Source organism: Roseovarius sp. B-10 (genome assembly GCF_056859295.1).
Genome location: NZ_JBSXOE010000040.1, coordinates 151,703 through 177,654 on the forward strand (window position 1 = coordinate 151,703; position 25,952 = coordinate 177,654).

The window sequence follows — 25,952 nt, forward strand, 5'->3', positions numbered from 1 at the left end:
AGAGTCGAATGAAGATTGCCATGATCGGGACCGGATATGTCGGCTTGGTATCGGGCGCCGGCTTTGCGGAGTCGGGCCATTACGTGGTATGTGTTGACAAGAACGCGAACAAGGTTGCGTCGCTGGCCGAGGGTATCATGCCGATTTATGAACTGGGTCTGGACGCACTCGTCGCGCGCAACGCTCAGGCGGGACGGCTCTCTTTCACGACAGATATGAGCACGGCGGTTCGGGATGCCGATGCCGTATTCATCGCGGTCGGGACACCGAGCCGCGGCAACGATGGCCACGCCGATCTTTCCGACGTTTTCGATACCGCAGCAGAGATCGCCCATGCGCTGACGGGGTATGCGGTCATCGTAACCAAATCGACAGTTCCCGTGGGCACAAGCCGCAAGATTGAGGAGATCATACGGTCTATCCTGCCTGACGGAGAATTCGACGTTGCGTCCAATCCCGAGTTCCTGCGCGAAGGTACTGCCATCGAGGATTTTCGTCACCCCGACCGGGTTGTGGTGGGTTGCGATACCGAGCGGGCGCGCAAAGTGCTGCTCGAAGTATATCAACCACACCACCATGCGCGCGAAACGCCGATGATCTTTACTACGCGAGAGACGTCAGAACTGATCAAGTACGCGGCCAATGCTTTTCTCGCGACCAAGATCACCTTCATCAACGAGATGGCGGACATCTGTGAGAAAGTTGGTGGCGATGTGAAGGAGGTCGCGCGAGGCATGGGCCTCGATCGTCGCATTGGGCGAGCGTTCTTGAATGCGGGGCCCGGGTACGGAGGGTCGTGCTTTCCGAAGGACACGCTGGCGCTGCTCAAGACATCTCAGGACGTAGGCGCGCCGACGCACATCGTCGAAACCGTCGTGAACGTTAATGCGGCCCGCAAGCATGCAATGGCAAAACGGATCGAAGCGGCGTTCGGCGGCGTGAAAGACAAGACCGTCGCCGTGCTCGGCCTGACCTTCAAACCCGACACCGACGACATGCGCGACGCACCGAGTCTCGTGATCATTCCGTATCTCCAATCCTGCGGCGCGCGAATTCAGGCCTATGATCCGCAAGGCGGCAAGGAAGCGCGCTCGCGCCTCGATCTGGACATCTGCAAGACCGCAGACGACGCCCTCAGCGGCGCTGACGGCGTGGTGATCCTAACGGAATGGAAGGAGTTTCAAGCGATTGACCTGGCGAATATGAAGACTCTGCTGAAGCGTGCGTTGGTGGTGGATCTGCGAAACATCTACCCCCCCGAGAAGATGGCGGCCGCCGGGTTTACCTACTGGAGCATCGGGCGGCCCTCAATTTCAAACACCCCGGATCTGGCGTCTCAATCTGGCACAAACGGAAAGCAAGGTAGTTGATAAAGGAAAGAGCTCGGCGCGGCACATCCAAGCGCAGAATCCTGATTAGTGGCGGAGCCGGGTTCATCGGCTCGCATCTTTGCGATCGCATGGTGCGCGAAGGCCATGACGTGATCTGTGTCGACAACTACTTCACCGGCGCAAAAAGCAATGTCTCCCATCTTCTGGGCTTTCCCAATTTCGAAATCCTACGTTTCGATGTGCGTGATCCTCTCCGGCTGGAAGTCGACGAGATCTACAATCTCGCCTGCCCGGCTTCGCCTCATCACTATCAGCTGCAACCCGTTCGTACGATCGAGACAAGCGTGATGGGCACCATCAATCTCCTGCGCCTCGCGCGAGAGACCGGGGCCACCTTTCTGCAGGCTTCGACCAGTGAAATCTATGGAGACGCGCAGGTTCAGCCGCAAAGCGAAACCTACTACGGCCACGTCAATCCGATTGGACCGCGCGCCTGTTATGACGAAGGCAAGCGCTGCGCTGAAACCATCTGCTTCGACTATCATCGGCAGTATGGTGTCCGCATAAAGGTCGTCAGAATCTTCAATACCTATGGCCCGCGACTGTCGCCCGCCGACGGACGGGTCGCCTCGAATTTCATCCTGCAGGCGTTGCGCGACAAGCCTATCACAATCTACGGCGATGGCTCACAGACGCGCTCGCTTTGCTACGTGGACGATATGATCGGCGGCCTCGCCGCGATGATGGATTCGAACGACGATGTGACCGGCCCCATCAATCTCGGCAACCCTGACGAGCACACGATCCGCGAGATTGCGGATCTGATCATGTCGCTTACCGACTCCAAATCAAAGATCACATTCGGCCCCGTGCCGGAGGATGATCCTCATAAACGACGACCCGACATTTCGCTTGCGATCGAGAAGCTGAACTGGCGCCCCACTGTTGAGCTCGAGACAGGACTGGCGCGCACGATCGGCTATTTCCGGCGCCAGTTCTCAATGGACATGCCTGGCTGAAGGAGCGAATACATGAATGCGCGTTGTCGGAACAAACCGGCATGTGGTGGGCAGGGGGCCCTCGCCGCGCTTGGCATGACCGAACCCGGCCCATTCGGGCACTTCAGGACGCGCCCCGAGACCACCCATGCGGGCGAATTGCCGGGCTGGCAGCCCGGCGTGCGCTCGGCGAGGGGCCGGACCGGACGATCGCCTGTTTCCGCAACGAAATCCGCACGGCGACCGGGATGATGTCTGAGTTGGATACCTGATGCTTGAAGGTCTGCCCGTTTTGGTTACTGGCGGCGCGGGGTACATCGGGTCGCATACCTGCAAGGCGCTGGCAGCGGCGGGCGCCCGGCCGGTGGTGTTCGACGACCTCTCGACCGGGCATCGCGATGCGGTGCGCTGGGGGCCTCTCGTCCGCGGCGACGTGCGCGACCGGGGAGCGGTGGCAGCGGCGCTGATGCGCCACGAAATTTCCTGTGTTCTGCATTTCGCCGGCAAGGCCTATGTCGGCGAGTCGATGCAGGATCCGGGCAAGTATTACGACAACAATGTCGGCGGCATGATCGGCCTTCTTGCTGCCTGCACCGAGGCCGGGGTGGGGCGCGTCGTGTTTTCGTCGAGCTGCGCCACCTACGGTCTGCCTGAGCGCCTGCCGATCACCGAGGACACGCCCCAGCGCCCGATCAACCCATATGGCCGCACCAAGCTGATCTGCGAGCAAATGCTGCGCGACCACGGCAGCGCCCATGGGCTGCACCATGTCAGCCTGCGCTATTTCAACGCCGCCGGCGCCGACCCAAAGGGCGAGATCGGCGAGCGGCATGACCCCGAAACCCACCTGATCCCGCTGGCGCTGATGGCCGCTTCGGGGCAGGGCCCGGCGCTGAAGGTCTTCGGCACCGACTATCCCACGCCCGACGGCACCTGCGTGCGCGACTATATCCATGTTGCCGATCTTGCCCGCGCCCATGTGCGCGCGGTCGAACACCTGATGGCGGGGGGCGCGAGCCTGGCGCTGAACCTCGGCTCGGGGCGCGGGTTTTCGGTCCGCGAGATCACTGCCGCGATCGAAGCGGCGACCGGCCGTGCGGTCCCGGTCGAGGATGCGCCGCGCCGGCCGGGAGACCCGCCGGAACTGACGGCCGATGCCGGCCTGGCGGCGCGGCTGTGGGGCTTTCGCGCCGGGCGGTCTGACATCGCCGATATCGTGCGCGACGCGGCCCCCTGGTTCGGGTTGGGAGGCGGCGATGGGGACAAGGTCTGATCGCCCCGGCCAGCGTCTTCTGAAACCGCTTCTGAGCCGGCGGCAAAAGTGGATCTACCGCGGCTATACGCTTGTCTGGGTGCTGGCCGCGCTCTTCTTCTGGGGATGGTGGCTGCAACCCGATCATATCCTCGATCCGTGGCTTTACGGCATGGCGACCGGGCCGCTGATCTGGCTCTACGGGCTGCAGGTCTATTTTCTCTGCGTGGTGCACAACGCGCGCGTCAGTTCCGCGCCCGATCCCGTGCCCGGAGAATACCGGGTCGCGATGATCACGACAAAGACCCCAGCCGAGCCCTTCGCCGTGGTGCGCCCGACGCTCGAGGCGATGCTGGCGCAGGACTATCCGCACGACACCTGGCTGGCCGACGAGGATCCGACGCCCGAGGTCCTGGAATGGTGTGCCGAACACGGCGTTCGCGTCTCGACCCGCAAGGGCCGCGACGACTACCACCGCGCGGAATGGCCCCGGCGCACCCGTTGCAAGGAGGGCAATCTCGCCTTCTTCTACGACCACTGGGGCTATCGCGACTATGACCTCGTCTCGCAGCTCGATGCCGATCACGTGCCGCGGCCCGGTTACCTGCGCGAGATGATCCGCCCCTTCGCCGATCCCGCCGTCGGCTATGTCAGCGCCCCCAGCATTTGCGCGGCGAACGCCAAGGAAAGTTGGGCTGCCCGGACCCGCCTCTATGCCGAGGCAGGTTTCCACGGCATCCTGCAGGCCGGCTACACCGGAGCGCTCGCGCCGATGTGCATCGGTTCGCATTACGCGGTGCGGACGCCGGCACTGAAAGAGGTGGGCGGCCTCGGCCCCGAACTGGCCGAGGACCATTCGACGACGATGCTGATGAACGCCGGCGGCTGGCGCGGCGTCCATGCCATCGACGCGATCGCCGTCGGTGACGGTCCGGCCAGCATCACCGATCTCGCCACGCAGGAATTCCAGTGGTCGCGCAGCCTGCTCAGCCTGCTCCTGTACCATACGCCGCGCTATCTCGGCAGCCTCACGCCGCGGCTCAGGGCACTCTTCGTCTTCTGCCAGGTCTGGTATCCGCTGTTTGCGCTGACCTTCGCGGGGATGTATTTGCTGCCGATCGTTGCGCTCGTGCTCGACCGGCGCTTTGCCGAGGTGACCTATCCGGCCTTCCTGGGCCACAGCCTGCCCACCGTCGTGGCGATGACGCTCTTTGCCTATCGCCTGCACCGCGATGGGTTCCTGCGGCCGCAATATGCCCCGATCATCTCTTGGGAAAAGGGGCTTTTCGTACTGGCGCAATGGCCCTGGGTGGTCTGGGGTGTGGTGATGGCGCTGGCGGACCGTCTCAGCGGCCGCTTCGTCGACTTCCGGGTCACGCCGAAGGGCGGTGCGCAAAACGCGCCGCTGCCGGGGCGCGTGCTGGCGGTCTATGCCATTCTTGCGCTCGGCTGCGTCGTGCCGGTCCTCGCGGTGTCGGACATCACGCAGGCGCGCGGCTTCTACCTGCTGGCGGTGTTCAACGCGTTGGCCTATTCGGCCCTGTTGGCGGTGATCGTCGTGCACCATTGGCGCGAAACAGGCCGGCCCAGGCGTTTGGGCGCCGCACTGCAAATCGGAACAACAGCCGGGGTTTTCGCGGCAATCGGTGCCGCTCTGTTCTTGCGGGGCACCGAAAGCCTTTATGCTCTTGAGGCCGGACTCGGACCTGTCCACCTGACCAGTGTCGAATATCGTGCATCCGGTGCAAGAAGTAATGCGCGCGGTACTGTCGTCTACCGCTTTGATCCGGGATGGAACTAACCTGACGTTATGAAATTAGTATGGAGAGATAACAATGATGACTTGTGTACCCAAAACGCTCGACCGCAATTGCCGGTATTTCCCAACCCTCTTGACCGCGCTGCTTTTCGGGGTCGCCGGGTCGGTGCCGGTTCTGGCTGCGCCGCCGGGAGATCTGCCTTTCGGGGTCTACGATCCCGGCGGAGATTTCGAAAATGACACGAACGTGCAGATAGAGCATCTCTTCTTGCCCTGGGAAGACCTCTATCTGCAATCTTTGAGCGAGGCCGATACCTATGCACTCAAGCGCCATCGCGCCGTTCTGGTAACGATCGAGCCCTGGACCTGGTCGCGGTCCGAACGGAACACGCCCCAGCACCTGCGCGAGGGGATCTTCGACGGCAGCTATGACAATAACATGCGCACGATCTGCGAGGTTCTGAACACGCTGCAAAGCCCGGTGACGGTGCGTTGGGGGCATGAGATGGACGATGACAACGGCCAGTTCATCTGGGCCGGCTGGGACGCGGAAACCTATGTTGCCGCCTATCGCCGGATGATCGACGTCTGTCGCGCGGCGGCGCCGAAGGTGCGCTACATGTGGTCGCCGACCGGTTTTGAGGGGATGGAGGCCTATTATCCGGGCGACGATTACGCCGATGTCGTCGGCATCTCTGTCTTCGGCTACCAACCCTGGGACCAGGATCATTACGACCGTGACCGGACCTTCGAGGACATCATGGCGCCGCGGTACGAACGCGCTGCCACCTTCGACAAGCCGGTCGTGGTGGCCGAACTCGCCTACTCGGGAAAACAGGCCTATGTCGACATGTGGGAAAACGCGGTCCGCAATGTTGGTGACCGATATCCCCAGCTCGTCGGGGTGGTCTATTTCAACTATCCTGAGGTCTATAACTGGCCCGAAGGGTTCGGCCGTCCGGACTGGCGGGTGCATCACCGCGTCCTCGAGTAACTGCTCCGACCGGCGGAATTCGGCAAAAAACGGCGTCCTGTAAAGGGGCGCCGTTGCCGTTCCATGATCTGGCCAATATCGTAACATATTCATGTGATCAGTTCTGGTCACGGGAAGTGGTCTTCATTTCGCTCGAGCCGGGCCTTGTTCCGGAGGGGAGGGGGAGGCAGGCCGAATTTCATTGGGCCGGGCGCGCCTTGGAGGGCGGCAGCAGGCAAAAACACGAGGGGCACGTCATGAGAAGAACAGCCAGGAATTTCGGGGGCGCCATCGCGGTGGCCATTTTAATATCGGCGCAGGCCGGTCCGGTGCTGGCGCACGACGAGACAACACAGTCCCAGGTCGTGCAGGTGAACGCGACGCAGGGCTTTAGCTGGTTCAGCAACGGCCAGACAGCTGCCGAAGTGGAACGGGCCCGGCGCAACCTGACCGGGACCCAATCCGCCCGCTTGCTCGGTCACGGCAGCTGGATCTGCTCGCCGGCCGGTTTTGGAAAGAAATCGAGATGTTTCGCGCGTTGATTGTCGGATTCAGCTCTGTCGGATGACCTCCGGTTGAGGCGGACGGCGGCGCGCCTCGCGGAATGACCTGGTGCTCCCCGTTCCAGTACTTCAAGACGAGCTGAAGCGACCCCGGAAATTCGGAGCGCGCAAGCTGCTCAAGCAGGTTGTCGAGGCGGATTTGACGGCCTGCCGCTTCGGCAAAGCTCAACAAGAGCACCCGTTTGACGCCTCCCTCACGGAGCCTGAGACACTCGGAAAAACCTGAAATCAATGGCTCCTGAGGCCGTAGTATGTTATGATTTCCCGATCATGGATTGGCTTCGCTTAGGCGCGAGCCAAGATGGCAGTGCGGGGAATGACCCTACCGAAACCGCCCGAATTGCCCGCGGGCTTCACAGGTTCAAACCATAGGGTGATACATCCGAGCTGGGCCGCGGCGCTTTTGACCGCAGGCAGAAGGAGAGAGTGGCCATGAACGGCGCGGGCAAGCGGGCCAGGCGATCCAAGTCGCGGCCAGAGGACGTGCTTCCGGTCTTGCCCGATACCAAGGGCGATCTGTTCTGGGAGATGAACGAGCCGGGAACGGAATTCAAACAAAGTGTGGTCGGCATCGTCGTTGTGCGGGCCGACGGCACCATTGGTTACATCAACCCGTATTTGGCCAGCCTGGTTGGCGAATTGCCGGCGGAAATGGTCAACGAGCCGCTCCTCGATTTCGTCGCGGAACAAGACAGAGCTGCCATCGCCGAAGTCGTAAAGGACTGCGTGTCCGGCAAGCGCCGTTTCGTCCAGTTGGAGACCACGATAACCCACAAGAGCGGAACGATCGTCGACATTTTCGTCGACGCGTCGGTCGCCGTCTTCAAAGGGCAACCTGCCGCGGTCGGCGCCGCGATCGACATCAGCGAACGAAAGCAGGCGGAACAGGCCCTTGCCGACTCCGAGGCGAAACTTCAGACCGCGCTGACGAACATGTCGCAGGGTCTCTTGATGCAAGATGAAGAGGGGAGGATCATATTGTTCAATCGGCGCTTCGCCGAGATTTTCCAGTTGCCGCAAGACCAGATACGGTTGAGCATGACCGTGCCGGAGCTTATGGATCTCGCGGCATCAACTTCCGGTCTCCGGGATCTGGACCCCGAGGCCACGCTCGCTCAGCTGGCGAAAATCCTCCGCGACCCTGCGGGTGGAACATATCTCCAGCGCTTGAACGACGGCCGGAGCATTTCTGCGTCCTTTCAGCCGATGCCGGAGGGCGGGATCGTGGTGACCTTCGAGGACATCACTCAGCGGCTTGCCGATCAGGCGGAGATCCAGCACATGGCGCAATTCGATGCGCTGACCGAACTGCCGAACCGGCTGAGCTTCTACGATCGGTTGGACACCCTCATGAAGCAGCAGAGGCCGGGCGAATTCGTCGGGGTTCTGAGCCTCGACCTCGACCACTTCAAGGCCGTTAACGATACGCTCGGGCACCCCACGGGCGACCTGTTGCTGCAGGCGGCCGCCCGGCGCATGCAAAGCTGCCGGCGTGGCGAAGACATCCCGGCAAGGCTGGGCGGAGACGAGTTCGCCATTATCCAGACTCCGGTCAAGGACCCCTCGGACATCACCGCACTTGCAAGCCGCCTTATCGAGGCTGTCTCGGCTCCTTACGACTTGGACGGTCGTCAGGTGATCGTGGGGATCAGTATCGGTGTTGCCGTCGCGCCCAGTGACGGCACAGATCCCGATGTCCTCATGAAGAACGCCGATCTGGCGCTCTATCGCGCCAAGGCGGACGGGGGCAACGTCTACCGCTTCTTCGAGCACGAAATGGATGCGCGTATGCAGGCCCGCCGCCTCATCGAGCTCGATCTGCGCAAGGCGATCCATAACGGGGGCGAATTCGAGCTGCTCTACCAGCCCATGATCGACGTCAAGACCGGAGCGGTCGACAGTTGCGAGGCGCTGCTGCGCTGGTCCAGCCCCGAACGCGGCCTCATGATGCCGGACGAATTCATTCCGGTGGCAGAGGCGACAGGGCTGATCGTGCCGCTGGGCGAATGGGTGTTGTATCACGCCTGCGTCGAAGCCGCGCGGTGGCCGGAGGAGATATCGGTTTCAGTCAATCTCTCGCCGGCTCAGTTCAAGAGCAAGAAACTCGTCCGCTCCATCAAGAATGCGCTTGCCGAGTCGGGGCTGCCTGCCGATCGGCTCGAGCTCGAGATCACCGAACAGGTACTGATGAAGGAAAGCGAGGGTGCGTTTGTCATTCTGCGCCAGATCCGCGATCTCGGGGTCAGGATCTCGATGGACGATTTCGGCACCGGCTATTCCTCGATCGGTTACTTGCGCGCCTTCCCGTTCAGCAAGATCAAGATCGACAAATCCTTCATTCGTGACCTGCCCGGCAGGAAAGACAGCATCGCGATCGTGCGTGCGGTCGTCGCACTGAGCAGCAGCCTGGGCATCTTGACCACTGCCGAGGGTGTGGAGACCGAAGAGCAATACCTCAGCGTCACCACCGAAGGCTGCAACCTGGTCCAGGGGAACTTCTTCAGCGAGCCCCGCCCGAGCGCCGAGGTCGTCCAGTTCTTCAAGAAGCGGTTTTTAGAAAGCACGTGACACGAAAACGCCGATCTTGCGGTGCAGGCCCAGCGTGACGCGGGGCAGGGCGGTCGGTCCAGACGGCTGGCCCCGCCCTTCTTTCCCGTGATCCACCCCCGTCATCCTCGGGCTCGACCCGAGGACCTCTCGCCACCGCAGCACCCCCCGTCATCCTCGGGCTTGACCCGAGGACCTCCCGCCACCGCAGCACCCCCCGTCATCCTCGGGCTTGACCCGAGGACCTCCCACCATCCGTCCCCAACGGCAGCCACCACCGGGCCGCGCCCGACTCTGGGTGGGCGCACCACCGCCCGTGCGATGCGCCGCACCCCAAAGCATCCCCGCCATGCGTGCTGCGACCGACATCACCACCGCGCCCTCCCGTGGGGAGGGTCGGGCGCGGCCCGGCGGTGCCGGGCGTGGCTATATCGCGCGTTAGCGAGGTGTGCGTGGTGGTAGGGGTTCTGAAGAACGCCTAACGCCGACGCTACGATTTCTTTTCAGTTCGTTTCAGGTAGTCTTGATACCAAATTCTGGCCAATTCCTTGCTTTCAAAGAACACGCGAATTTGATCGTTTAGCTCGTTATCAGAAAGCAGCGGAATATCACCTCGCTTCCAAATCACCGGCCTGCGTTGCCATTCCTTCTCCCCGACTTTGTGCCGTGGAAAGAAGTATATTCTACCTTCCGAGTCTGCGAAGTCAGTAAGAGTAAAGACTGATTTCTCTAGAATGGTCATGAACAGGCTTGCCTGATAAGAATCGAATGCAATCTGGCTCCACGGACAGAGAAATATCGGTGTGAAGCGTCCATCCATCCGGACCACACTAAGTGGCTTAATCGGGATCGCGACTCCTCGCCTCAGAGGAAACCACTCCAGCATTTCATCGAAAGCCCTCACACCCTCGATTGGGTTGGATTCAACGAAATCGTAAAATGCATTCACTAGCTCGATATTGAAAGGGCGTCCGACTGGATTGCCTCGTTCGGAAGCAATTTTTAGCGCCGTCTTTCTATCTATCTGATCTTCAATGTAGAATTTAGCGACCGATCTACTTGGCAGATAGTTCCACGTTATCCCACCTTTCAAGAAAGCGAAAACGTTTTTCGCTGTCTTGTTTATGTCGGGATGCTGCATCCGCGCCCAATTTTCGGCGGCGGGGGGGCGATCGACTTTTGCGACTGAGGTCATTGGCAACGTATCCTTTTACCTTTTGGCAGCTCATAGGTGCGGATTGTTTCGTCGGTAATTTCCATTCCGACATTCATTTCGCCATCATGATTCCATATGGCGTCCCAAGCCCCTCCCTTGTCGTGCGACAAGTCCCTTAATATCCAAGCCGGTATTTCTGAGTAAAAATTTGCAAGCTCACGTATATAACGTTCTAACTCTGCTGGCAGTTCTTCCCTCGCCTCTACTCGCTCTCCACTGTTGAAATCCACCTTGGTTGCGAAGCTTTGAATAGGAGAACTTTTGTATTGCTTGAATTGATTGTATATTTCTCGAAATACTGGACCATGCTCCCATGCTTCAATCTTGGCTGAAACTAAAGGGCACCCCTTATCTCTTAAGCAATCGACATGCATAAAGAACAGCATCTTATTCAAATGAAGGTTAGAGATTGGCCTGCCATTCTCCCTACACTCGTCTAGCGCGATATTTGCGATTGCTCGCACGTCGTAGCCCTTCATAATCCACTCATGTGATGCACGTGTTTCATTTTTGTTCCAAGTTAGCCGATTGTCAACACTCACTACCCCTCAATCACCCCTACAAACTCCCGCCATTCCCCCTTGGACATGCCGGAGGTTTCCTGCGTCACCTCCTCACCCTTCACCATCCGCCGCACGCAATCAAGGGCGGTGGCCGAGAGCGTGGCACCCCCCATGCGGTAATCCTCGAAGGCGCGGTAGGCTGCCGGCACCCAGTCGGCGACGATCTTGCAGATCGCATCGGCATAGACGCGGATTTCATACTGCGCATGCGCATCCGCCCGCAGCCGCAGGAAATGCAGCAGGTTGTGCAAATCCACCTTCCAGTACCATTGCGTATAGATATTGGCGGGCAGGGTCATCCGCGCCAGTTCGCGCGCCAGCCCCTGCTGCCCCTCGTCGGAAATCATCGCCTCGTAATGGTCGTAGCACCGCATCGCGTCCTCGCGCAGCAGGCGCAGCACGCGCTCGGCCTCTTCGCCCTCCAGCGCGTCCCCGCGCCCCTGGTTGTTGGTGGTCGATTGCGCGGCCAGCGCGTCGGGCGCGGGGATATAGAACTCGCGGTCCAGGATCGAGTAGCGGGCAGAGTATTCGTTGACGTTCGCCGTGCGGTGCCGGATCCACTGCCGCGCCACGAACACCGGCAGCTTGACGTGCAGCTTGATCTCGCACATCTCGAACGGGGTCGAGTGCCAGTGCCGCATGAGATACCGGATCAGCCCCTCGTCATTGCTCACCGATTTCGTGCCCCGGCCATACGACACCCGCGCCGCCTGGCAGATGGCGGCATCGTCGCCCATGTAGTCGATCACCCGCACGAATCCGTGATCCAGCACCGGGTGCGCGGTATAGAGATGCGCCTCCATGCCCGGCGATATGGCGCGCAGGGTTTCGCGCGGCTCGGCGCGGGCGGCGTCGATTTCGGCCTGTTGTTCCGGGGTCAGCGGCATGGCGGCACCTTTCGGGGATGGGGCGAGTCGATCTCCACTATATCTTGCGGGTGGGCCTGCCGCCAAGCCGATATCGGGTGTGTCAGCCGGATTCGCTTTGCCCTCGACACGCGGGCCACAGGCCCTATCCTGAGCCGGAGTAATCGCACCGACGCGATACCGACAAAATACCGACGCGATACCGACAGGAGAAATCCGATGAAAATCCGCTATCTGCACACGATGGTCCGGGTCAAGGACCTCGACGCCACCATGCGATTCTTCTCCCTTCTGGGCCTGCAAGAGACCCGCCGCTGGGACAACGAGGGTGGGCGATTCACCCTTGTTTTCATGGCTCCCGAGGGGCAGGAGGAATGCCCGGTGGAGCTGACCTGGAACTGGGACGGCGACGAGGGCCTGCCGTCGGACAGCCGCCATTTCGGCCACCTCGCCTATTCGGTCGGCAATATTTACGAGATGTGCCAACACCTTATGGACAACGGCATCACCATCAACCGCCCCCCCCGCGACGGCCGCATGGCCTTCGTGCGCAGCCCCGACAACATCTCGGTGGAGCTGTTGCAGGAAGGCGAGGCGCTCGCCCCCGCCGAGCCCTGGGCGAGCATGGAGAACGTGGGCCACTGGTGAGATGGGCGGCCCTGCTCGCGGGCCTTTTCGCGGCCCCCGCCGAGGCGGCTTGCCGCCTCGCGCTGGTGCTGGCGCTGGACGTGTCGTCCTCGGTCGATGCGCATGAATACGACTTGCAACGCAAGGGGTTAGCGGCGGCGCTCGACGCCCCGGACATCCGCCACGCGATCCTTGGGGGCGAGGGCGACGTGGCGCTGGCGGTCTACGAGTGGAGCGGGCGCGACCAGCAAAAGCTGCATCTCGACTGGACCATCTTGCGCAACCACGCCGACATCACCCGCGCGGCGGCCCTGCTGGCCGGCATGGAGCGCTCGACCGCGGAATTTCCCACGGCGCTCGGCTCCGCGCTCGGCTATGGCGCGCAGGTGATGACCCGCGCCCCCGATTGTGCGCGCCGGGTTATCGACGTGTCGGGCGACGGTGTGAACAACGAGGGCTTCGCCCCGGCGCTGGCCTATAGGCATTTTCCCTTTCAAAACATAACTGTGAATGGTCTGGTGATCCTCGGCCATGACGCGACCGTGCTGCGCCATTATCGCGACGAGGTGCTGCGCGGGCCCGGCGCATTTCTCGAGGTGGCGGACGGGTTCGAGGATTTCAGGCGCGCCATGGCACGCAAGCTCTTTCGCGAGATCAGCAATATCGTGTTGGGCGCACTGCCAGCTCAATAAATATAGCGGATCTGGTCGCTCCAGTAGCGTTCCACCCGCCTGAGCGCGCCGGTCACCTGGTCAAGCCCGTCCTCGCCCAGCACCCCGCGTTCCTGCAACCCCGCGGCGTGACGCTCGAACAGCGCCGCGACCACGTCGCGGATGCCGCGCCCCTTCTCGGTCAGGCGCACGCGCACCGCCCGCCTGTCCGCCTCGCAGCGCTGGTGGTGCATGTAACCCGCCTCCACCAGCTTCTTGAGGTTATAGCTGACATTGCTGCCCTGGTAATACCCGCGCGACTTGAGCTCGCCCGCCGTCACCTCGTGATCCCCGATGTTGAACAAGAGAAGCGCCTGAACAGCGTTGATCTCCAGGATGCCGACGCGCTCGAACTCGTCCTTGATGACGTCTAGCAGCAGGCGGTGCAGCCGCTCCACCAGCGACAGCGCGTCGAGATACCCGGCGATGAAGGCACCGGGCGCGGGCCGTGTGCTCAGGGGGCTGTGAAAGCTCATGGATGTCTCCGTCGCGGACCATTCGCGAGAGAGACTCGGACAAAACCGCCAATATTCGGTTAAATCGCGCAGCAGACGCCTAAAATCCGCGCTATTTCCCGGCGCATGCCACCTGCGCGATGTCCTCGACCAGTGGCGCGAAGCGACCGGGCGGGGCGCTCTGCCCGGTCACCCATTGGTAGAGGTCCTGGTCGTTTTCGGACAGGAGCGCGTCGAGCAGGTCGAGCGTGGGCGCGTCAAGATGTTCAAGACGCGCCCCGGCATAACGCCCGAGAATGATATCCATCTCCTTGATTCCACGCCGATTGGCCCGCATGGCGAGGCGCCGCAAACGGTGCTCGCGCGGCTCGTCATTCACCGGCCTGCTCCATCAGGCGCGCGCGCAACGTCTTTTCCAGCCGCCCCAACCGGTCGGTGGAATAGGCGATTTGCGTGCGGATGTCGCGGATCTCGGTCAGAAGCCCGGTAATATCGGGTTCCAGATCGCCCATCGTGGGCGAATCCGGCCCCTCGCCCTCGCCCGAGAGCAGCCAAAGCAGCGACACGTTCAACAGCCCCGCCATCATCGACAGCTTGTTGGCGCGCGGCTCGGAGAGGTCGTCCTCCCAACCCTTGAGCGTCTTGAGCTTCACGCCGAGCCGTTTGGCCAGATCGCTCTGGCTCATGCCTGCGCGCTCGCGCGCGCCCGCGACACGGTCCCCGAAGGTGGTCGCTTCGGGGTCGAACCAGCTATCGTCTTGCTCGGTGGTCATGCTCTTCCTTTCCGGTGATCGTTCTTGAACGGAACTCGCGCGCACCCTAAGAGATTTGGGAAGTGAATTCAAACCGGAGCCGACCATGTCCCGCCTCTCCGCGACGATTGCGCGCGTCAAGCCCTCGCCCACGATCGCCGTCACCACCAAGGCGCAGGAATTGAAGGCTGCCGGGCGCGACGTGATCGGGCTTGGCGCGGGCGAGCCCGATTTCGACACGCCCGACCACATCAAGGCGGCGGGCATCCGAGCCATCGAAGAGGGCAAGACGAAGTATACCGCCGTCGATGGCATCCCGGAATTGAAGCAGGCGATCTGCGCCAAGTTCAAGCGCGACAACGGGCTTGATTACACGCCCGCGCAGGTCAGTGTCGGCACGGGCGGCAAGCAAATTCTCTACAACGCGCTCATGGCCACGCTGAACCCGGGCGATGAGGTGGTGATCCCCGCGCCCTACTGGGTGAGTTATCCCGACATGGTGCTGCTGGCGGGTGGCGAGCCGGTGGCGGCCCCTGCCGGCATCGAGACCGGGTTCAAGCTGACCCCGCAGGCGCTCGAAGCCGCGATTACGCCGCGTACGCGCTGGTTCATCTTCAACTCGCCCAGCAACCCTACCGGGGCGGGCTATTCGCGCGACGAACTCAGGGCGCTGACGGACGTGCTGATGCGCCACCCTCATGTCTGGGTGATGACCGACGACATGTACGAGCACCTCGCCTATGACGGGTTCGAATTCTGCACGCCCGCGCAGGTCGAGCCGGGGCTTTACGACCGCACCCTCACCTGCAACGGCGTGAGCAAGGCCTATTGCATGACCGGCTGGCGCATCGGCTATGCCGCCGGGCCCGAGGAGTTGATTGCCGCGATGCGCAAGATCCAGTCTCAATCGACGTCGAACCCCTGCACCATCAGCCAATGGGCCGCCGTCGAGGCGCTGAACGGTAGCCACGATTTCATCGCCGCGAACAACGCGGTGTTCCGCCGTCGCCGCGATCTCGTGGTCTCGATGCTGAACGAGATCGAGGGGGTGGACTGTCCGGTGCCCGACGGAGCCTTTTACGTCTACCCGTCGATCGCCGGGTTGATCGGCAAGACGAGCGCGGGTGGCGCGCGGATCGAGACGGACGAGGATTTCGCCACAGCCCTCCTCGAAGAGCAGGGCGTCGCCGTAGTCTTTGGCGCGGCCTTCGGGCTTTCGCCGAACTTCCGCGTCAGCTACGCTACCGCCGACGAAGCGCTGCGCGAGGCGTGTGGGCGGATACAGGCGTTCTGCGCCGGGCTGCGGTAAGAGGGGCATATGGCGGGCGATCTGCCGGAATACTATTTCCGCGTGCGCGAGAACGGCGCGTTCGTGTTTCGCGTGGATACCGAGAACCGCCAGCGACGTATCGACATGGACCAGATCGCCGTGGTCAATATCCGCAAGGGCGAGATCAAGCCGCATGGTGACCGCGAACTGACCGAGGCCGATCTCGCCGCGATCCACGAGTGGATGGCCGAGCGGCAGGAAATCCTCGCGCATCGCGATATCGACGACATCCTGCGCGCGGTGGACTACCTAAACACCACCGCCCATTGGGCTCAGTCGCGCGCCACCGAAGAACAGCTTGAACAGGTGACCGACGCGCTGCTTCTGGCCATGCATGATCTGCGCACCGTGCTGGTACGCAAGAAGGCCGACCGCCTAACCCGCGAGGGTTGAGCCCCGGGCCACCTCCGCCGCCGCCGCGGCAACACCGCCCTGGCCATGGGGGATACGGAGCGCCTGCATTCCCGCCTCGATCGCACCAAGTGCGCCGAGGATCATGTGCGCGTTCACGTGCCCCATGTGCCCGATGCGAAAGAACCCGTGCCAGGCCGGATCGCCCGGCTCGGCCATCCCGAGCCCGATGCCGAGGGTCACGCCCGCGTTGTCCTGCACCCATTGCCGCAACGCCGAGCCGTGTGGCGCGCCGATCCTCAGCGCCGTGACTGCGCGGCTGCGCAGGGATGGATCGGCGATGTTGAGCTCGAGCGGCCCCACCTCGCCCCACGTCTCGCAGGCGGCCCAGATGGCGCGGGCCAGCACCTCATGCCGGTGCCAGATCGCCTCGATCCCCTCGTCGGCGATCAGATCAAGCGCCGCACGCAAGCCAAAGAGGTGATGCGTTGGCGCGGTGCCGCCGAAATACTGGTAAAACATCTGTGGATCGGCGCGATTGGTCCAGTCCCAGTAGCGGCTCACGCGCTCCATTCGCGCCCGCGCCGCCGCCGCTTTCTCCGAGAAAAAGACAAAGCCCAGCCCCGGCGGCACCATCAGCCCTTTCTGACTCGCCGCCACCATCACGTCGACGCCCCAGGCGTCCATCTCGAACCGGTCGCACGCCAGCGAGGCGATACAGTCGGCCATCAGGAGCGCCGGATGCCCAGTGGCGTCGAGCACCGCGCGCAGCCCCGCGATATCGTTGAGCACCGAGGTCGAGGTATCGGCATGGGTGGCCAGCACGGCGCGGATCGCGTGGTCCTTGTCGGCGCGCAACGTTGCCTCCACCCGGTTGAGATCAATCGCCGCGCGTTTGCCGAAATCGAGGATTTCCGGCGCGATTCCACGCAGCTGCGCCACCTCGGCCCAACCGTGGCCGAAGCGGCCTGTGGCCGGAACGAGCACCCGCTCGCCCGGGCTGACCGTATTGGCCAGCGCCGCCTCCCACGCGCCGTGCCCGTTGGCGATGTAGATTGCGACGTCGCCTTGCGTGCGGGCCACCGCGCGCAGGTCGGGGATCAGCCCGGCGGTCATCTCGATCAGGTCGCCCTCGTAGATGTTGGGGGCGGCGCGGTGCATGGCGCGCAGCACCTCTTCGGGCATGACAGAGGGGCCGGGAATGGCCAGATAGGCGCGACCGTTGGCAAGGCTCATGGAAATCTCCGCTTGATGGCGCGGGTGACATTACCCCGCTGCCCGGCGGCGTCAATCGGCACCGGTGCGGCTTGTCATCCGAGGCCGGGTCGCCTAGACGGTGGCGGCGGGGCGCGCGCGTGACCCCGAAGACCGGAGACCCCCGCGCCGATGAGCCTTTTCAAACGGATATCCGACTGGGAGCGTCGGCTGCGCGCCTCTTACAACACTGATCTCTCGACGCCGGAGAACCGCCGCCGCGCGCATGTCTACAACCTTTGGTTCGACCATGCGATCCTGCGCACCGTTTGGACCAACCAGTTTCCCGTGGCTCCCGGCGTGTGGCGCTCGAACCAGCCTACCCATGCCCGGCTCGTCCGACTCAAGGCGAAGGGGGTGCGCAGCATCCTCAACCTGCGCGGCGCGGCGGGGGCGGCGCATTACCTCACCGAGAAGGAAAGCTGCCGCCGCCTTGGGCTCAGCCTTGTTGACTGCACGCTGCAGGCCCGCGACGCGGCGCCGCGCGCCAATATCGAGGCACTGATCGCCGCCTTCCGAGAGATCGAACGCCCCTTTGTCATGCATTGCAAATCGGGGGCCGACCGGGCGGGCTTTGCTGCCGCGATCTACCTGATGGTGATCGAGGGCCGCCCGGTTGCCGAGGCGCGGCGGATGCTGGGGGTGAAATACATCCATTTCAAATGGACCCGCACCGGTGTGCTCGACTTCATCCTCGACCGTTTCGCTGCCCGGCACGCCGAGACCGGCATCGGCTTCGAGGACTGGATCGCCACCGAATACGATCATGAAGCGATCCAGGCCGCGTACAACGCCACGCACAAGCCGCTGTTCTGAGAGACGTAGCAAAGGTTCAAGGTCTGGAACTGGCCTGGAGCGATCGTTGAGGTGAGTCGCGCCGGCGCCAAGACCCGATTGGCAGCCGCAGATCAAACAGCCTTGCCCCCTACCGCCGATACCGCGCCGCCAGCCGCGCCGGGTCTGCCCCGCACAAGTACCGTGCCAGAAGCCACAGGTTGCGCGCCCCCCGGCGCAGCCAGCCCTCGCGTTGGAAGCGCGCCGCCGATGTCGTCACCGCCAGCGGCAGGAGTGCGATCCGCCCCTTGAGCGCGCGGGCCAGCGCCACGTCCTCCATCAAGGGGATGTCCGGGTAACCCCCGGCGGCGTGATAGGCGCGGCGCGACACAAGTAGGGCCTGATCGCCATAGGGCAGGCCGAACATCCTCGTGCGCAGGTTGGCCCATCCCGCGACCAGCCGGGGCGCCACCCCGCCCGCGTCGAAGCGCAACCGAAACGCCGCCGCGCCGCCCTTCGCGATCTGTGCGCGCACCGCCTCGCTCCAGCCTTCGGGCAGCCCCGTGTCGGCGTGCAGGACCATCAGCCACGTGCCGCCAGCCGCCTCGGCCCCGCGTCGCAATTGCCCCCCGCGTGACGGCGGGCCGGTCACGATTACCGCCCCTGCTTCCTCGGCCATTACGCGGGTGGCATCCTGCGAGCCGCCATCGCTCACGATCACCTCGCGGATGAGGCCCGTGTGCACGCCCTCGAACAGAGCGCCCAGGCAAGCAGGCAGTGCGTCCCCGGCATCGAGCGTGGGAATGACCACGGATAGCTCGGCGCGCATTACGCCCCCCTTTCGTGTCCAGATCCTCGCCCTATATTACGGGTTCACGGGCAAGGGAACGAGCATGGCACGGCGCATTCTGGAAATCACCGGCAGCGAGGCCGAAAGCTTTCTGCAGGGGCTCGTGACCAGCGATCTCTCCCGGCTCGACGACGGCCTCGTCTATACCGCGCTGCTCACGCCGCAGGGCAAGTATATCGCCGATTTCTTCCTGCTGCGCCACGGCGACGCGATTTGGCTCGACGTGGACGAGAGCCTTGCGCAAATGCTCATTCAGCGGCTCTCGCTCTATAAGCTGCGCGCCGACGTGCAGATCACAGAGACCGACAAGGGCGTGCGCCGCGGCACCGGCCCCGTGCCCGAAGGTGCACTGGCCGATCCGCGACACCCCGATCTCGGCTGGCGGCTCTACGGCGACGAGGAGGGCGATGACGGCACCGACTTCGACCGCATCCGCGTGGCGCACTGTATCCCGGAAACCGGGATCGAGTTGACGCCCGACATCTTCATCCTCGAAGCGGGGTTCGGGCGGCTGGGCGGTGTCGATTTTCGCAAGGGCTGTTATGTCGGGCAGGAGGTCACCGCCCGGATGAAGCACAAAACCGAGCTGAAAAAGGGCCTCGCCCTCGTCGCGGTCCACGGCGCTGCCCCGGTGGGTACCGCGATCACCACGCCAGAGGGTAAGCCCGCCGGCACACTTTTTACCCAGGCGGGTGGGCGCGGCATCGCCTACCTGCGTCACGACAGGACCTGCCCGGGCATGACGGCCGGTGAGGCGCGTGTTGATCCACTCTGAGATGCGGACGCCGGTGCTATGCCTGTAGCCTTATCCGATGATAGGGAACAGCGCGGGGACACGCCGGTTGCGAGGGGCCGCCACGCAATGACCGGCAATTACCAAAGATGCGGGAATGGACCGGGCGCGGGTATGGCCCCACGCTCGGGCCTAGCGGTCAGGCGGACTTGGCGAGGTTGCGCAGCACATAGTGCAGCACGCCGCCATGCTCGACATATTCCTTCTCGATGGCGGTATCGATCCGGCACTTGAGGGTGATGTCCTTCTTGGTGCCATCGGCATAGGTGATCGTGCAGCCCACCTCCTGCAGTGGTTTCACATCCGCAAGTCCAGAGATGCTGAAGCTCTCGTCGCCCTTGAGCGCCAGCGTCGAGCGGCTATCGCTGCCGGTGAACTCGAACGGGATAACCCCCATGCCCACGAGGTTGGAGCGGTGGATGCGCTCGAAGCTCTCGGCGATCACCGCCTTGACGCCCAGGAGCGCCGTGCCCTTGGCTGCCCAGTCGCGCGAACTCCCTGCGCCGTATTGCTCGCCGCCCACCACGACGAGGGGCGTGCCCTCTTGCTGATAGGCCATCGCGGCGTCGAAGATCGACGTCTGTTCGCCGTCCGGTCCGAGCGTGTAGCCGCCCTCGACCCCGTCGAGCATCTCGTTGCGGATGCGGATATTGGCGAACGTGCCGCGCATCATCACCTCATGATTGCCACGCCGCGAGCCATAGGAGTTGAACTCGCGCACCGGCACCTGCCGTTCGCGCAGGTATTGACCGGCGGGTGTGCTTTCCTTGAACGAGCCGGCGGGCGAGATGTGGTCGGTGGTGACCATGTCGCCCAGCAGCGCCAGCATCCGCGCGCCGTCGATATCCGAGATGGTGCCCGGCTCCACCGGCATGTCGCGGAAATAGGGCGGGTTCTGGACATAGGTCGATTGTGGCGGCCAGTCATAGGTCTCGCCTCCCGAGGTCTCGACCGCCCGCCATTTCTCGTCGCCCTCGAACACGTCGGCGTATTTCGAGCGGAACGCCTCGCGGGTGACGGTGGCTTCGACGATCTCGGCGATTTCCTTTTGGGTGGGCCAGATGTCCTTCATGTAGACCGGTTTGCCGTCGGGATCGTGGCCCAATGGGTCGCGGGTGAGGTCGATATTCATGTCGCCTGCCAGCGCATAGGCCACCACCAGAGGCGGCGAGGCGAGGTAGTTGGCGCGCACGTCCGGCGATATGCGGCCCTCGAAGTTGCGGTTGCCCGAGAGCACCGAGGTGGCCATGAGGTCGCCCTCGGCGATGGCCTCGGAGATTTCCTTTTGCAGAGGGCCCGAGTTACCGATGCAGGTGGTGCAGCCATAGCCCACGAGGTTGAAGCCGATGGCGTCGAGATCGTCCTGAAGCCCTGCGGCCTCGAGATACTGGGTCACCACCTGGCTACCCGGTGCGAGAGAGGTCTTGACCCAGGGCTTGCGGGTGAGGCCCCGTTCGCGGGCCTTTTTCGCCACCAGCCCGGCACCGATCATCACGTAGGGGTTGGACGTGTTGGTGCAGGAGGTGATCGAGGCGATCACCACAGAGCCGTCGCGCAACCTGTAGTCTTCGCCCTTGACGGGGGTGGATTTGCGCGGATCGCCGTTGGCATCGGCCGCCGGGCCTTCGGCGGCCATGTCATGGGCCGCCAGGCTTTCATCCTCGCCACGGTAATCGGCGACGACGTTGTAGAAGGCTTGTGCGGCCTGATCGAGTGTCACGTAATCCTGCGGCCGCTTGGGGCCGGAAATGGCGGGCACGATCTCGCCCATATCGAGACTGAGCGTGTCGGTATAGACCGGCGCGTAATCCCGCCCGCGCCAGAAACCGTTCTCGCGGGCATAGGCCTCGACCAGCGCGACGCGGTCCTCGTCGCGCCCCGTTTGACGCAGGTAGCGCAGGGTCTCGTCGTCGATGGGAAAGAACCCGCAGGTGGCGCCGTATTCGGGGGCCATGTTGGCGATGGTAGCGCGGTCCGCGAGCGGCAGGTTGTCGAGGCCGTCGCCGTAGAATTCCACGAATTTGCCCACCACGCCCTTCTTGCGCAGCATCTCGACCACCTTGAGCACGAGGTCGGTGCCGGTGGTGCCCTCGACCATCGCGCCGGTGAGCTCGAATCCCACAACCTCGGGAATCAGCATCGAGATGGGCTGGCCCAGCATAGCGGCCTCGGCCTCGATGCCGCCGACGCCCCACCCGAGCACGGCGACGCCGTTGATCATCGTGGTGTGGCTGTCGGTGCCCACCAGCGTATCGGGGTAGGCCACCGTCTCGCCATTCTGGTCCTCGTCGGTCCAGACGGTCTGGGCGAGGTATTCGAGGTTGACCTGGTGGCAGATACCGGTGCCCGGCGGCACAACGCGGAAGTTGTTGAACGCGCCCTGGCCCCATTTGAGGAACTGGTAGCGCTCCATGTTGCGCTCGTATTCGCGATCCACGTTCATCTGGAACGCGCGCGGGTTGCCGAACTCGTCGATCATCACCGAGTGGTCAATCACCAGGTCGACGGGGTTGAGCGGGTTGATCTTCTGCGCGTCACCGCCCAGCGCCTTGATTCCGTCGCGCATGGCGGCGAGATCGACCACCGCCGGGACGCCGGTGAAATCCTGCATCAGCACGCGGGCAGGGCGGTAGGCCAGCTCGCGATTGGCGCGGCCACCATTCGCGGCCCATTCGGAGAATGCGCGGATGTCATCGAGCGTGACGGTCTTGCCGTCCTCGAAGCGCAGCATGTTCTCCAGCACCACCTTGAGCGCGGCGGGCAGGCGCGAGAAGTCGCCAAGCCCTGCCTTCTCGGCGGCGTCGATGGAGTAATAGGCGATGGTCTGGCCGCTGACGCTGAGGGTCTTGCGGGTCTTTGCGCTGTCTTGACCGACTGTGATAGGCATGGGATGCCGTCCTTTCATGTCAGGGCTGGATGACGTTTGCCCTGCTTCTGACCGATATTCCCGCGCCAATCAAGAGGTGGGGCGCCAATTTGTATACTATTGCACACAATTTGATTGCTGTTACAGCCCCCGGCTCGCGATCTCGCGAAACCTTGAGTTGGCACGGGCGGAGTCAGCGCCTAGATTCAAGAAATCCGAACAAACCGAACCCAAATGGGACCGATCCGATAATGCGTTACCTCCTTTACAGCCTTTTGGCGGGATGGGCGATGCTCGCCGCACCGGCGCTCGCCGCGGACCGGCCCGTGGTGGTCGAGCTTTATACCTCGCAAGGCTGTTCTTCCTGTCCGCCTGCCGATGGCTTTTTCGAGCAACTCGCCGCACGTGACGATGTGCTGGCGCTGTCGCTGCACGTGGATTACTGGGATTACATCGGCTGGGAGGACACGTTCGGCAGCCCCGCACATACCGCGCGGCAGCGCGGCTATGCCGCAGCGGCGGGGCGCAAGATGGTCTATACTCCCCAAATGATCGTCAACGGGGCCGATCACGTCGTCGGCACGCGCTATCGCGATGTGACCGACCTCATCGACAAGCATCGTGCCACGCAGGAGAACGGGATCGCAGTGCAGGTGCGGCGCGAGGGCGGGCAGGTGCATCTCGAGGCGCGGTCTGAGCGGCCGCGCAAGATGCCGCTGATGGTGCAGTTCGCTCGCTACATGCCCAAGGCCAAGGTAGAGATCGAGCGCGGCGAGAATGCTGGGCGCACGATCACCTATACCAACATCGTGACCGACCTGGTCAAGGTGGCCGAGTGGGACACGCAGGAGCCGCTGACGCTGGATGTCGACTGGCCTGAGGGCGCGCCGCTGGCGGTGCTGCTGCAATATCCCGACCACGGCACCATCGAGGCGGCGGCGCGGCTGCGTTGAGGCGGCGGCGGCGGCAGCTAGTCTTGGGCGAGCGTTGGCGTCCTGCCCTCGCGCGGCTCTTCAATTTATGCCTGATGTCCGCTCAAGGCTGACAGCCCCTCAGCTCTTTGCGGCCTGCACAGCGAGGGCGGTGTGCAGATCGCCGTAGCCGGTGAAGCGGTATTCGTAGTCGAGCCCGAGCCGTTGCGCGCACTCCTCGGCGCGGGCGCGTAAGGCCGCGTCGTCGGTTTGCGCCTGGTAGACCAGCTTGGTGTAGTTGCCAAAAATCACGTCGCGTAGCTCCGGGTGCCGGTCCAACCCCATCGGCTTCCACACAAAGGCATCGAACTGCCGCACGAGAAAATCCGTGAGGTAAAAGGCGGTGATCTCGTCGTCATGCTCGGCGAAGCGGTCCACCCCCTCGAAGAAGGCGTAGCAATGCGGCCCGGCAACCATCTCGACGCCCAGATCCTGGCATTTCGCCTGCAACTGCCCTCCGGTGCCACAATCGGCATAGACCACGAACACGCGCGCGTAGGCGTCGCGGTGGCGTGCGACGGCCTTCTCCACCTCCTCTGTGATGCGCTCGGGGTAGAGGTGTAGCTTGGCGGGCAGGCAGTGCAGATCCATGTGATCCCAACCATTCGCGCGCTTGAGGGCGAGGATTTCATGCGCGAGCGCGCCGCAGGCAATGAGCAGGATGCGGCCCTGACCTGTAGGGGCCAGCCCGCGCGTCGTTAGCGTCGCGGGATCGGGAAGGCTATCGTTGCTCTGCGTCACGGCATTTGACCTTTTCGTGTGCGCCAGAAAGAAAGCGTTGTCGTCGGAACAGGGCAGGGCCATTTTCGAGGCTTCTATGACCTCTGATCACAATCAAGGACAGACCAGCATGACCTCGTCAACCGATCGCACGCCCATCTTGCCATCCCGGTTCGCCCAAACCCTGGGAATGATGTTCATCTCTGGCCTCGTCGCGACCGTCGCCTTCGATCTCTGGGGGCAGATCATCAGCCCCGCTCTCGGCTTTGCCAACCTGTCGCCGCATGGGCTTGCGCGAAGCCTGCTTGGCACTTTCGGCCTGCCCAATGGCGATTTCGCTGGCTATTTCACGCACTTCTACCTGGTGGGGTTGATCGGCTACCCGGTCGGTTGGCTCTATGTCTTTCGGCCCGTCTGGTCCCGGCTTGCCGGGCAGAGGGGGGGCTGGTTTGTGCCCGCCGTGCTTTACGGCTTTGAGCTATGGGTTTTCGCTATCGGCGGGATCACGGCGGTCGCGGGCCTGCCCTTTTTCCTGAACTTCACCGGCATCACATGGGTCGCGCTGGTGGGGCACGTGCTCTACGGTATCGTCATGGTCGCGGTCATGCGCCTCGTCGCGGTACGCTGATCGCATGCCTGACACCGCTGGTATTCCGACGTGCCTGCCAATTCGATCGGCGAGCACGTCGGAGTCTGCAATGGCACGCTGATCCGTATCAGCCCGCCGCGAGGGCGTTGTGCTTGCGCGCCATGAAATACTTGGCCGTTTCCACAGCCACCGCGGCATCGCGGCAATAGGCATCGGCACCGATGGCCTTGCCGAATTCCTCGTTGAGCGGCGCGCCCCCCACAAGCACGACGTAATCATCGCGCTTGCCCTGTTCCACCATCGTGTCGATCACGACTTTCATATAGGGCATGGTGGTGGTCAACAGCGCCGACATGCCGAGGATGTCGGGCTCTTCGGTCTCGAGTGCTTCGAGATAGTTCTCGACCGGGTTGTTGATCCCGAGATCGACTACCTCGAAACCCGCACCCTCCATCATCATCGAGACCAGGTTCTTGCCGATGTCGTGGATGTCGCCTTTCACGGTGCCAATGACCATCTTTCCTACGCGCGGCGCGCCGGTTTCGGCCAGAAGCGGCTTGAGGATCGCCATGCCGCCCTTCATAGCGTTGGCGGCGAGCAGCACCTCTGGGACGAAAAGGATGCCGTCGCGGAAATCCTTGCCGACGATGGTCATGCCGCCCACGAGCGCCTCGGTTAGGATGCGGTAGGGCGCCCAGCCTCGCTCGAGAAGGATGTTCACGCCCTCCTCGATCTCTTCCTTCAGACCGTCGTAGAGGTCGTCGAACATCTGCTGGACGAGTTCCTCGTCGTCGAGCTCTGACAGGATGATGTCGTCTTCTTCGTCGGACATGGTGGGAATC

General features: G+C 63.1%; 26 protein-coding genes. 15 read left to right on the forward strand and 11 right to left on the reverse strand.

Annotated elements, in window-relative coordinates; translation table 11 throughout:
* Positions 1-8 precede the first annotated feature (8 nt).
* The 7 genes from AC13D8_RS17010 (at position 9) to AC13D8_RS17040 (ending at position 9,444) form a co-directional block, all read left to right on the forward strand.
* Positions 9-1,370, forward strand: a complete 1,362-nt coding sequence (locus AC13D8_RS17010) for a UDP-glucose dehydrogenase family protein (protein WP_482969813.1) — start codon at positions 9-11, stop codon at positions 1,368-1,370.
* Positions 1,367-2,350: a UDP-glucuronic acid decarboxylase family protein gene (locus AC13D8_RS17015; RefSeq protein ID WP_482969814.1), complete on the forward strand. Its 984-nt coding sequence runs from the start codon at positions 1,367-1,369 to the stop codon at positions 2,348-2,350. Before AC13D8_RS17010 ends, AC13D8_RS17015 begins: the two co-directional genes overlap by 4 nt.
* Before the next feature lie 250 nt (positions 2,351-2,600).
* Entirely contained in the window at positions 2,601-3,602 is a 1,002-nt protein-coding gene (galE, locus tag AC13D8_RS17020; protein WP_482969815.1) for a UDP-glucose 4-epimerase GalE, read from the forward strand.
* Complete coding sequence (locus AC13D8_RS17025) at positions 3,586-5,382, forward strand: glycosyltransferase family 2 protein (protein ID WP_482969816.1); 1,797 nt, start codon at positions 3,586-3,588, stop codon at positions 5,380-5,382. Before galE ends, AC13D8_RS17025 begins: the two co-directional genes overlap by 17 nt.
* A 34-nt stretch (positions 5,383-5,416) precedes the next feature.
* Positions 5,417-6,334: a glycoside hydrolase family 26 protein gene (locus AC13D8_RS17030; protein WP_482969817.1), complete on the forward strand. Its 918-nt coding sequence runs from the start codon at positions 5,417-5,419 to the stop codon at positions 6,332-6,334.
* A gap of 53 nt (positions 6,335-6,387) precedes the next feature.
* Positions 6,388-6,855 (forward strand): hypothetical protein, encoded by a 468-nt coding sequence (locus AC13D8_RS17035; protein ID WP_482969818.1) that lies wholly within the window; start codon positions 6,388-6,390, stop codon positions 6,853-6,855.
* Between the two features lie 453 nt (positions 6,856-7,308).
* Positions 7,309-9,444, forward strand: coding sequence for a sensor domain-containing protein (locus tag AC13D8_RS17040; protein WP_482969819.1), 2,136 nt, complete (start codon positions 7,309-7,311; stop codon positions 9,442-9,444).
* A gap of 469 nt (positions 9,445-9,913) precedes the next feature.
* Here AC13D8_RS17040 and AC13D8_RS17045 read toward each other — a convergent pair whose 3' ends face one another.
* The 3 genes from AC13D8_RS17045 to thyX all read right to left on the reverse strand — a co-directional run bounded on the left by AC13D8_RS17045 (position 9,914) and on the right by thyX (position 12,089).
* A complete protein-coding gene (locus tag AC13D8_RS17045; RefSeq protein WP_482969820.1) occupies positions 9,914-10,618 on the reverse strand; it encodes a hypothetical protein in 705 nt (234 codons plus the stop codon).
* Complete coding sequence (locus AC13D8_RS17050) at positions 10,615-11,118, reverse strand: Panacea domain-containing protein (protein ID WP_482969821.1); 504 nt, start codon at positions 11,116-11,118, stop codon at positions 10,615-10,617. Before AC13D8_RS17050 ends, AC13D8_RS17045 begins: the two co-directional genes overlap by 4 nt.
* A 62-nt stretch (positions 11,119-11,180) precedes the next feature.
* On the reverse strand, positions 11,181-12,089 hold the full coding sequence (gene thyX, locus AC13D8_RS17055; RefSeq protein ID WP_482969822.1) for an FAD-dependent thymidylate synthase: 909 nt from the start codon (positions 12,087-12,089) through the stop codon (positions 11,181-11,183).
* Between the two features lie 198 nt (positions 12,090-12,287).
* On the opposite strand from thyX, the gene AC13D8_RS17060 reads away from it, so the two are divergent.
* Together AC13D8_RS17060 and AC13D8_RS17065 are read left to right on the forward strand one after the other, a co-directional pair.
* Positions 12,288-12,716: a VOC family protein gene (locus AC13D8_RS17060; RefSeq protein WP_482969823.1), complete on the forward strand. Its 429-nt coding sequence runs from the start codon at positions 12,288-12,290 to the stop codon at positions 12,714-12,716.
* A complete protein-coding gene (locus tag AC13D8_RS17065) occupies positions 12,710-13,387 on the forward strand; it encodes a DUF1194 domain-containing protein (protein ID WP_482969895.1) in 678 nt (225 codons plus the stop codon). The genes AC13D8_RS17060 and AC13D8_RS17065 overlap by 7 nt, the downstream gene beginning before the upstream one ends.
* Here AC13D8_RS17065 and AC13D8_RS17070 read toward each other — a convergent pair.
* From AC13D8_RS17070 to AC13D8_RS17080, 3 genes are all read right to left on the reverse strand, one after another.
* On the reverse strand, positions 13,381-13,881 hold the full coding sequence (locus AC13D8_RS17070; protein ID WP_482969824.1) for a MarR family winged helix-turn-helix transcriptional regulator: 501 nt from the start codon (positions 13,879-13,881) through the stop codon (positions 13,381-13,383). The genes AC13D8_RS17065 and AC13D8_RS17070 overlap by 7 nt on opposite strands.
* Positions 13,882-13,972: 91 nt before the next feature.
* A complete protein-coding gene (locus tag AC13D8_RS17075; RefSeq protein WP_129433228.1) occupies positions 13,973-14,197 on the reverse strand; it encodes an FAD assembly factor SdhE in 225 nt (74 codons plus the stop codon).
* A gap of 34 nt (positions 14,198-14,231) precedes the next feature.
* A complete protein-coding gene (locus tag AC13D8_RS17080) occupies positions 14,232-14,633 on the reverse strand; it encodes a helix-turn-helix domain-containing protein (RefSeq protein ID WP_104018607.1) in 402 nt (133 codons plus the stop codon).
* Positions 14,634-14,718: 85 nt separating this feature from the next.
* On the opposite strand from AC13D8_RS17080, the gene AC13D8_RS17085 reads away from it, so the two are divergent.
* Together AC13D8_RS17085 and AC13D8_RS17090 are read left to right on the forward strand one after the other, a co-directional pair.
* Entirely contained in the window at positions 14,719-15,921 is a 1,203-nt protein-coding gene (locus AC13D8_RS17085; protein WP_482969825.1) for a pyridoxal phosphate-dependent aminotransferase, read from the forward strand.
* A 9-nt stretch (positions 15,922-15,930) separates the two neighbouring features.
* Complete coding sequence (locus tag AC13D8_RS17090) at positions 15,931-16,335, forward strand: hypothetical protein (RefSeq protein WP_482969826.1); 405 nt, start codon at positions 15,931-15,933, stop codon at positions 16,333-16,335.
* On the opposite strand, the gene AC13D8_RS17095 is transcribed toward AC13D8_RS17090, so the two are convergent.
* Complete coding sequence (locus AC13D8_RS17095; protein WP_482969827.1) at positions 16,318-17,529, reverse strand: pyridoxal-phosphate-dependent aminotransferase family protein; 1,212 nt, start codon at positions 17,527-17,529, stop codon at positions 16,318-16,320. The two genes, AC13D8_RS17090 and AC13D8_RS17095, sit on opposite strands and share 18 nt — an antisense overlap.
* 150 nt (positions 17,530-17,679) lie before the next feature.
* Here AC13D8_RS17095 and AC13D8_RS17100 point away from each other — a divergent pair, with 150 nt between their 5' ends.
* On the forward strand, positions 17,680-18,363 hold the full coding sequence (locus tag AC13D8_RS17100; protein ID WP_482969828.1) for a fused DSP-PTPase phosphatase/NAD kinase-like protein: 684 nt from the start codon (positions 17,680-17,682) through the stop codon (positions 18,361-18,363).
* 109 nt (positions 18,364-18,472) lie between these two features.
* On the opposite strand, the gene AC13D8_RS17105 is transcribed toward AC13D8_RS17100, so the two are convergent.
* Positions 18,473-19,150, reverse strand: coding sequence for a TIGR04283 family arsenosugar biosynthesis glycosyltransferase (locus AC13D8_RS17105; RefSeq protein ID WP_482969829.1), 678 nt, complete (start codon positions 19,148-19,150; stop codon positions 18,473-18,475).
* 64 nt (positions 19,151-19,214) lie between these two features.
* Between AC13D8_RS17105 and ygfZ the strand changes: the two genes are divergently transcribed.
* Entirely contained in the window at positions 19,215-19,946 is a 732-nt protein-coding gene (gene ygfZ, locus AC13D8_RS17110) for a CAF17-like 4Fe-4S cluster assembly/insertion protein YgfZ (RefSeq protein ID WP_129433107.1), read from the forward strand.
* Between the two features lie 157 nt (positions 19,947-20,103).
* On the opposite strand, the gene acnA is transcribed toward ygfZ, so the two are convergent.
* Positions 20,104-22,851 (reverse strand): aconitate hydratase AcnA, encoded by a 2,748-nt coding sequence (acnA, locus tag AC13D8_RS17115; RefSeq protein ID WP_482969830.1) that lies wholly within the window; start codon positions 22,849-22,851, stop codon positions 20,104-20,106.
* A gap of 230 nt (positions 22,852-23,081) precedes the next feature.
* Here acnA and AC13D8_RS17120 point away from each other — a divergent pair, with 230 nt between their 5' ends.
* Complete coding sequence (locus AC13D8_RS17120; protein WP_482969831.1) at positions 23,082-23,783, forward strand: DUF1223 domain-containing protein; 702 nt, start codon at positions 23,082-23,084, stop codon at positions 23,781-23,783.
* 99 nt (positions 23,784-23,882) lie between these two features.
* On the opposite strand, the gene AC13D8_RS17125 is transcribed toward AC13D8_RS17120, so the two are convergent.
* On the reverse strand, positions 23,883-24,542 hold the full coding sequence (locus AC13D8_RS17125) for a DUF1638 domain-containing protein (RefSeq protein ID WP_482969832.1): 660 nt from the start codon (positions 24,540-24,542) through the stop codon (positions 23,883-23,885).
* 109 nt (positions 24,543-24,651) lie between these two features.
* Between AC13D8_RS17125 and AC13D8_RS17130 the strand changes: the two genes are divergently transcribed.
* Positions 24,652-25,149 carry a hypothetical protein gene (locus AC13D8_RS17130; RefSeq protein ID WP_482969833.1) on the forward strand — a complete coding sequence of 166 codons (498 nt, stop codon included), beginning with the start codon at positions 24,652-24,654 and terminating at the stop codon, positions 25,147-25,149.
* An 88-nt stretch (positions 25,150-25,237) separates the two neighbouring features.
* On the opposite strand, the gene AC13D8_RS17135 is transcribed toward AC13D8_RS17130, so the two are convergent.
* On the reverse strand, positions 25,238-25,942 hold the full coding sequence (locus AC13D8_RS17135; RefSeq protein ID WP_129433116.1) for a corrinoid protein: 705 nt from the start codon (positions 25,940-25,942) through the stop codon (positions 25,238-25,240).
* Positions 25,943-25,952 lie beyond the last annotated feature (10 nt).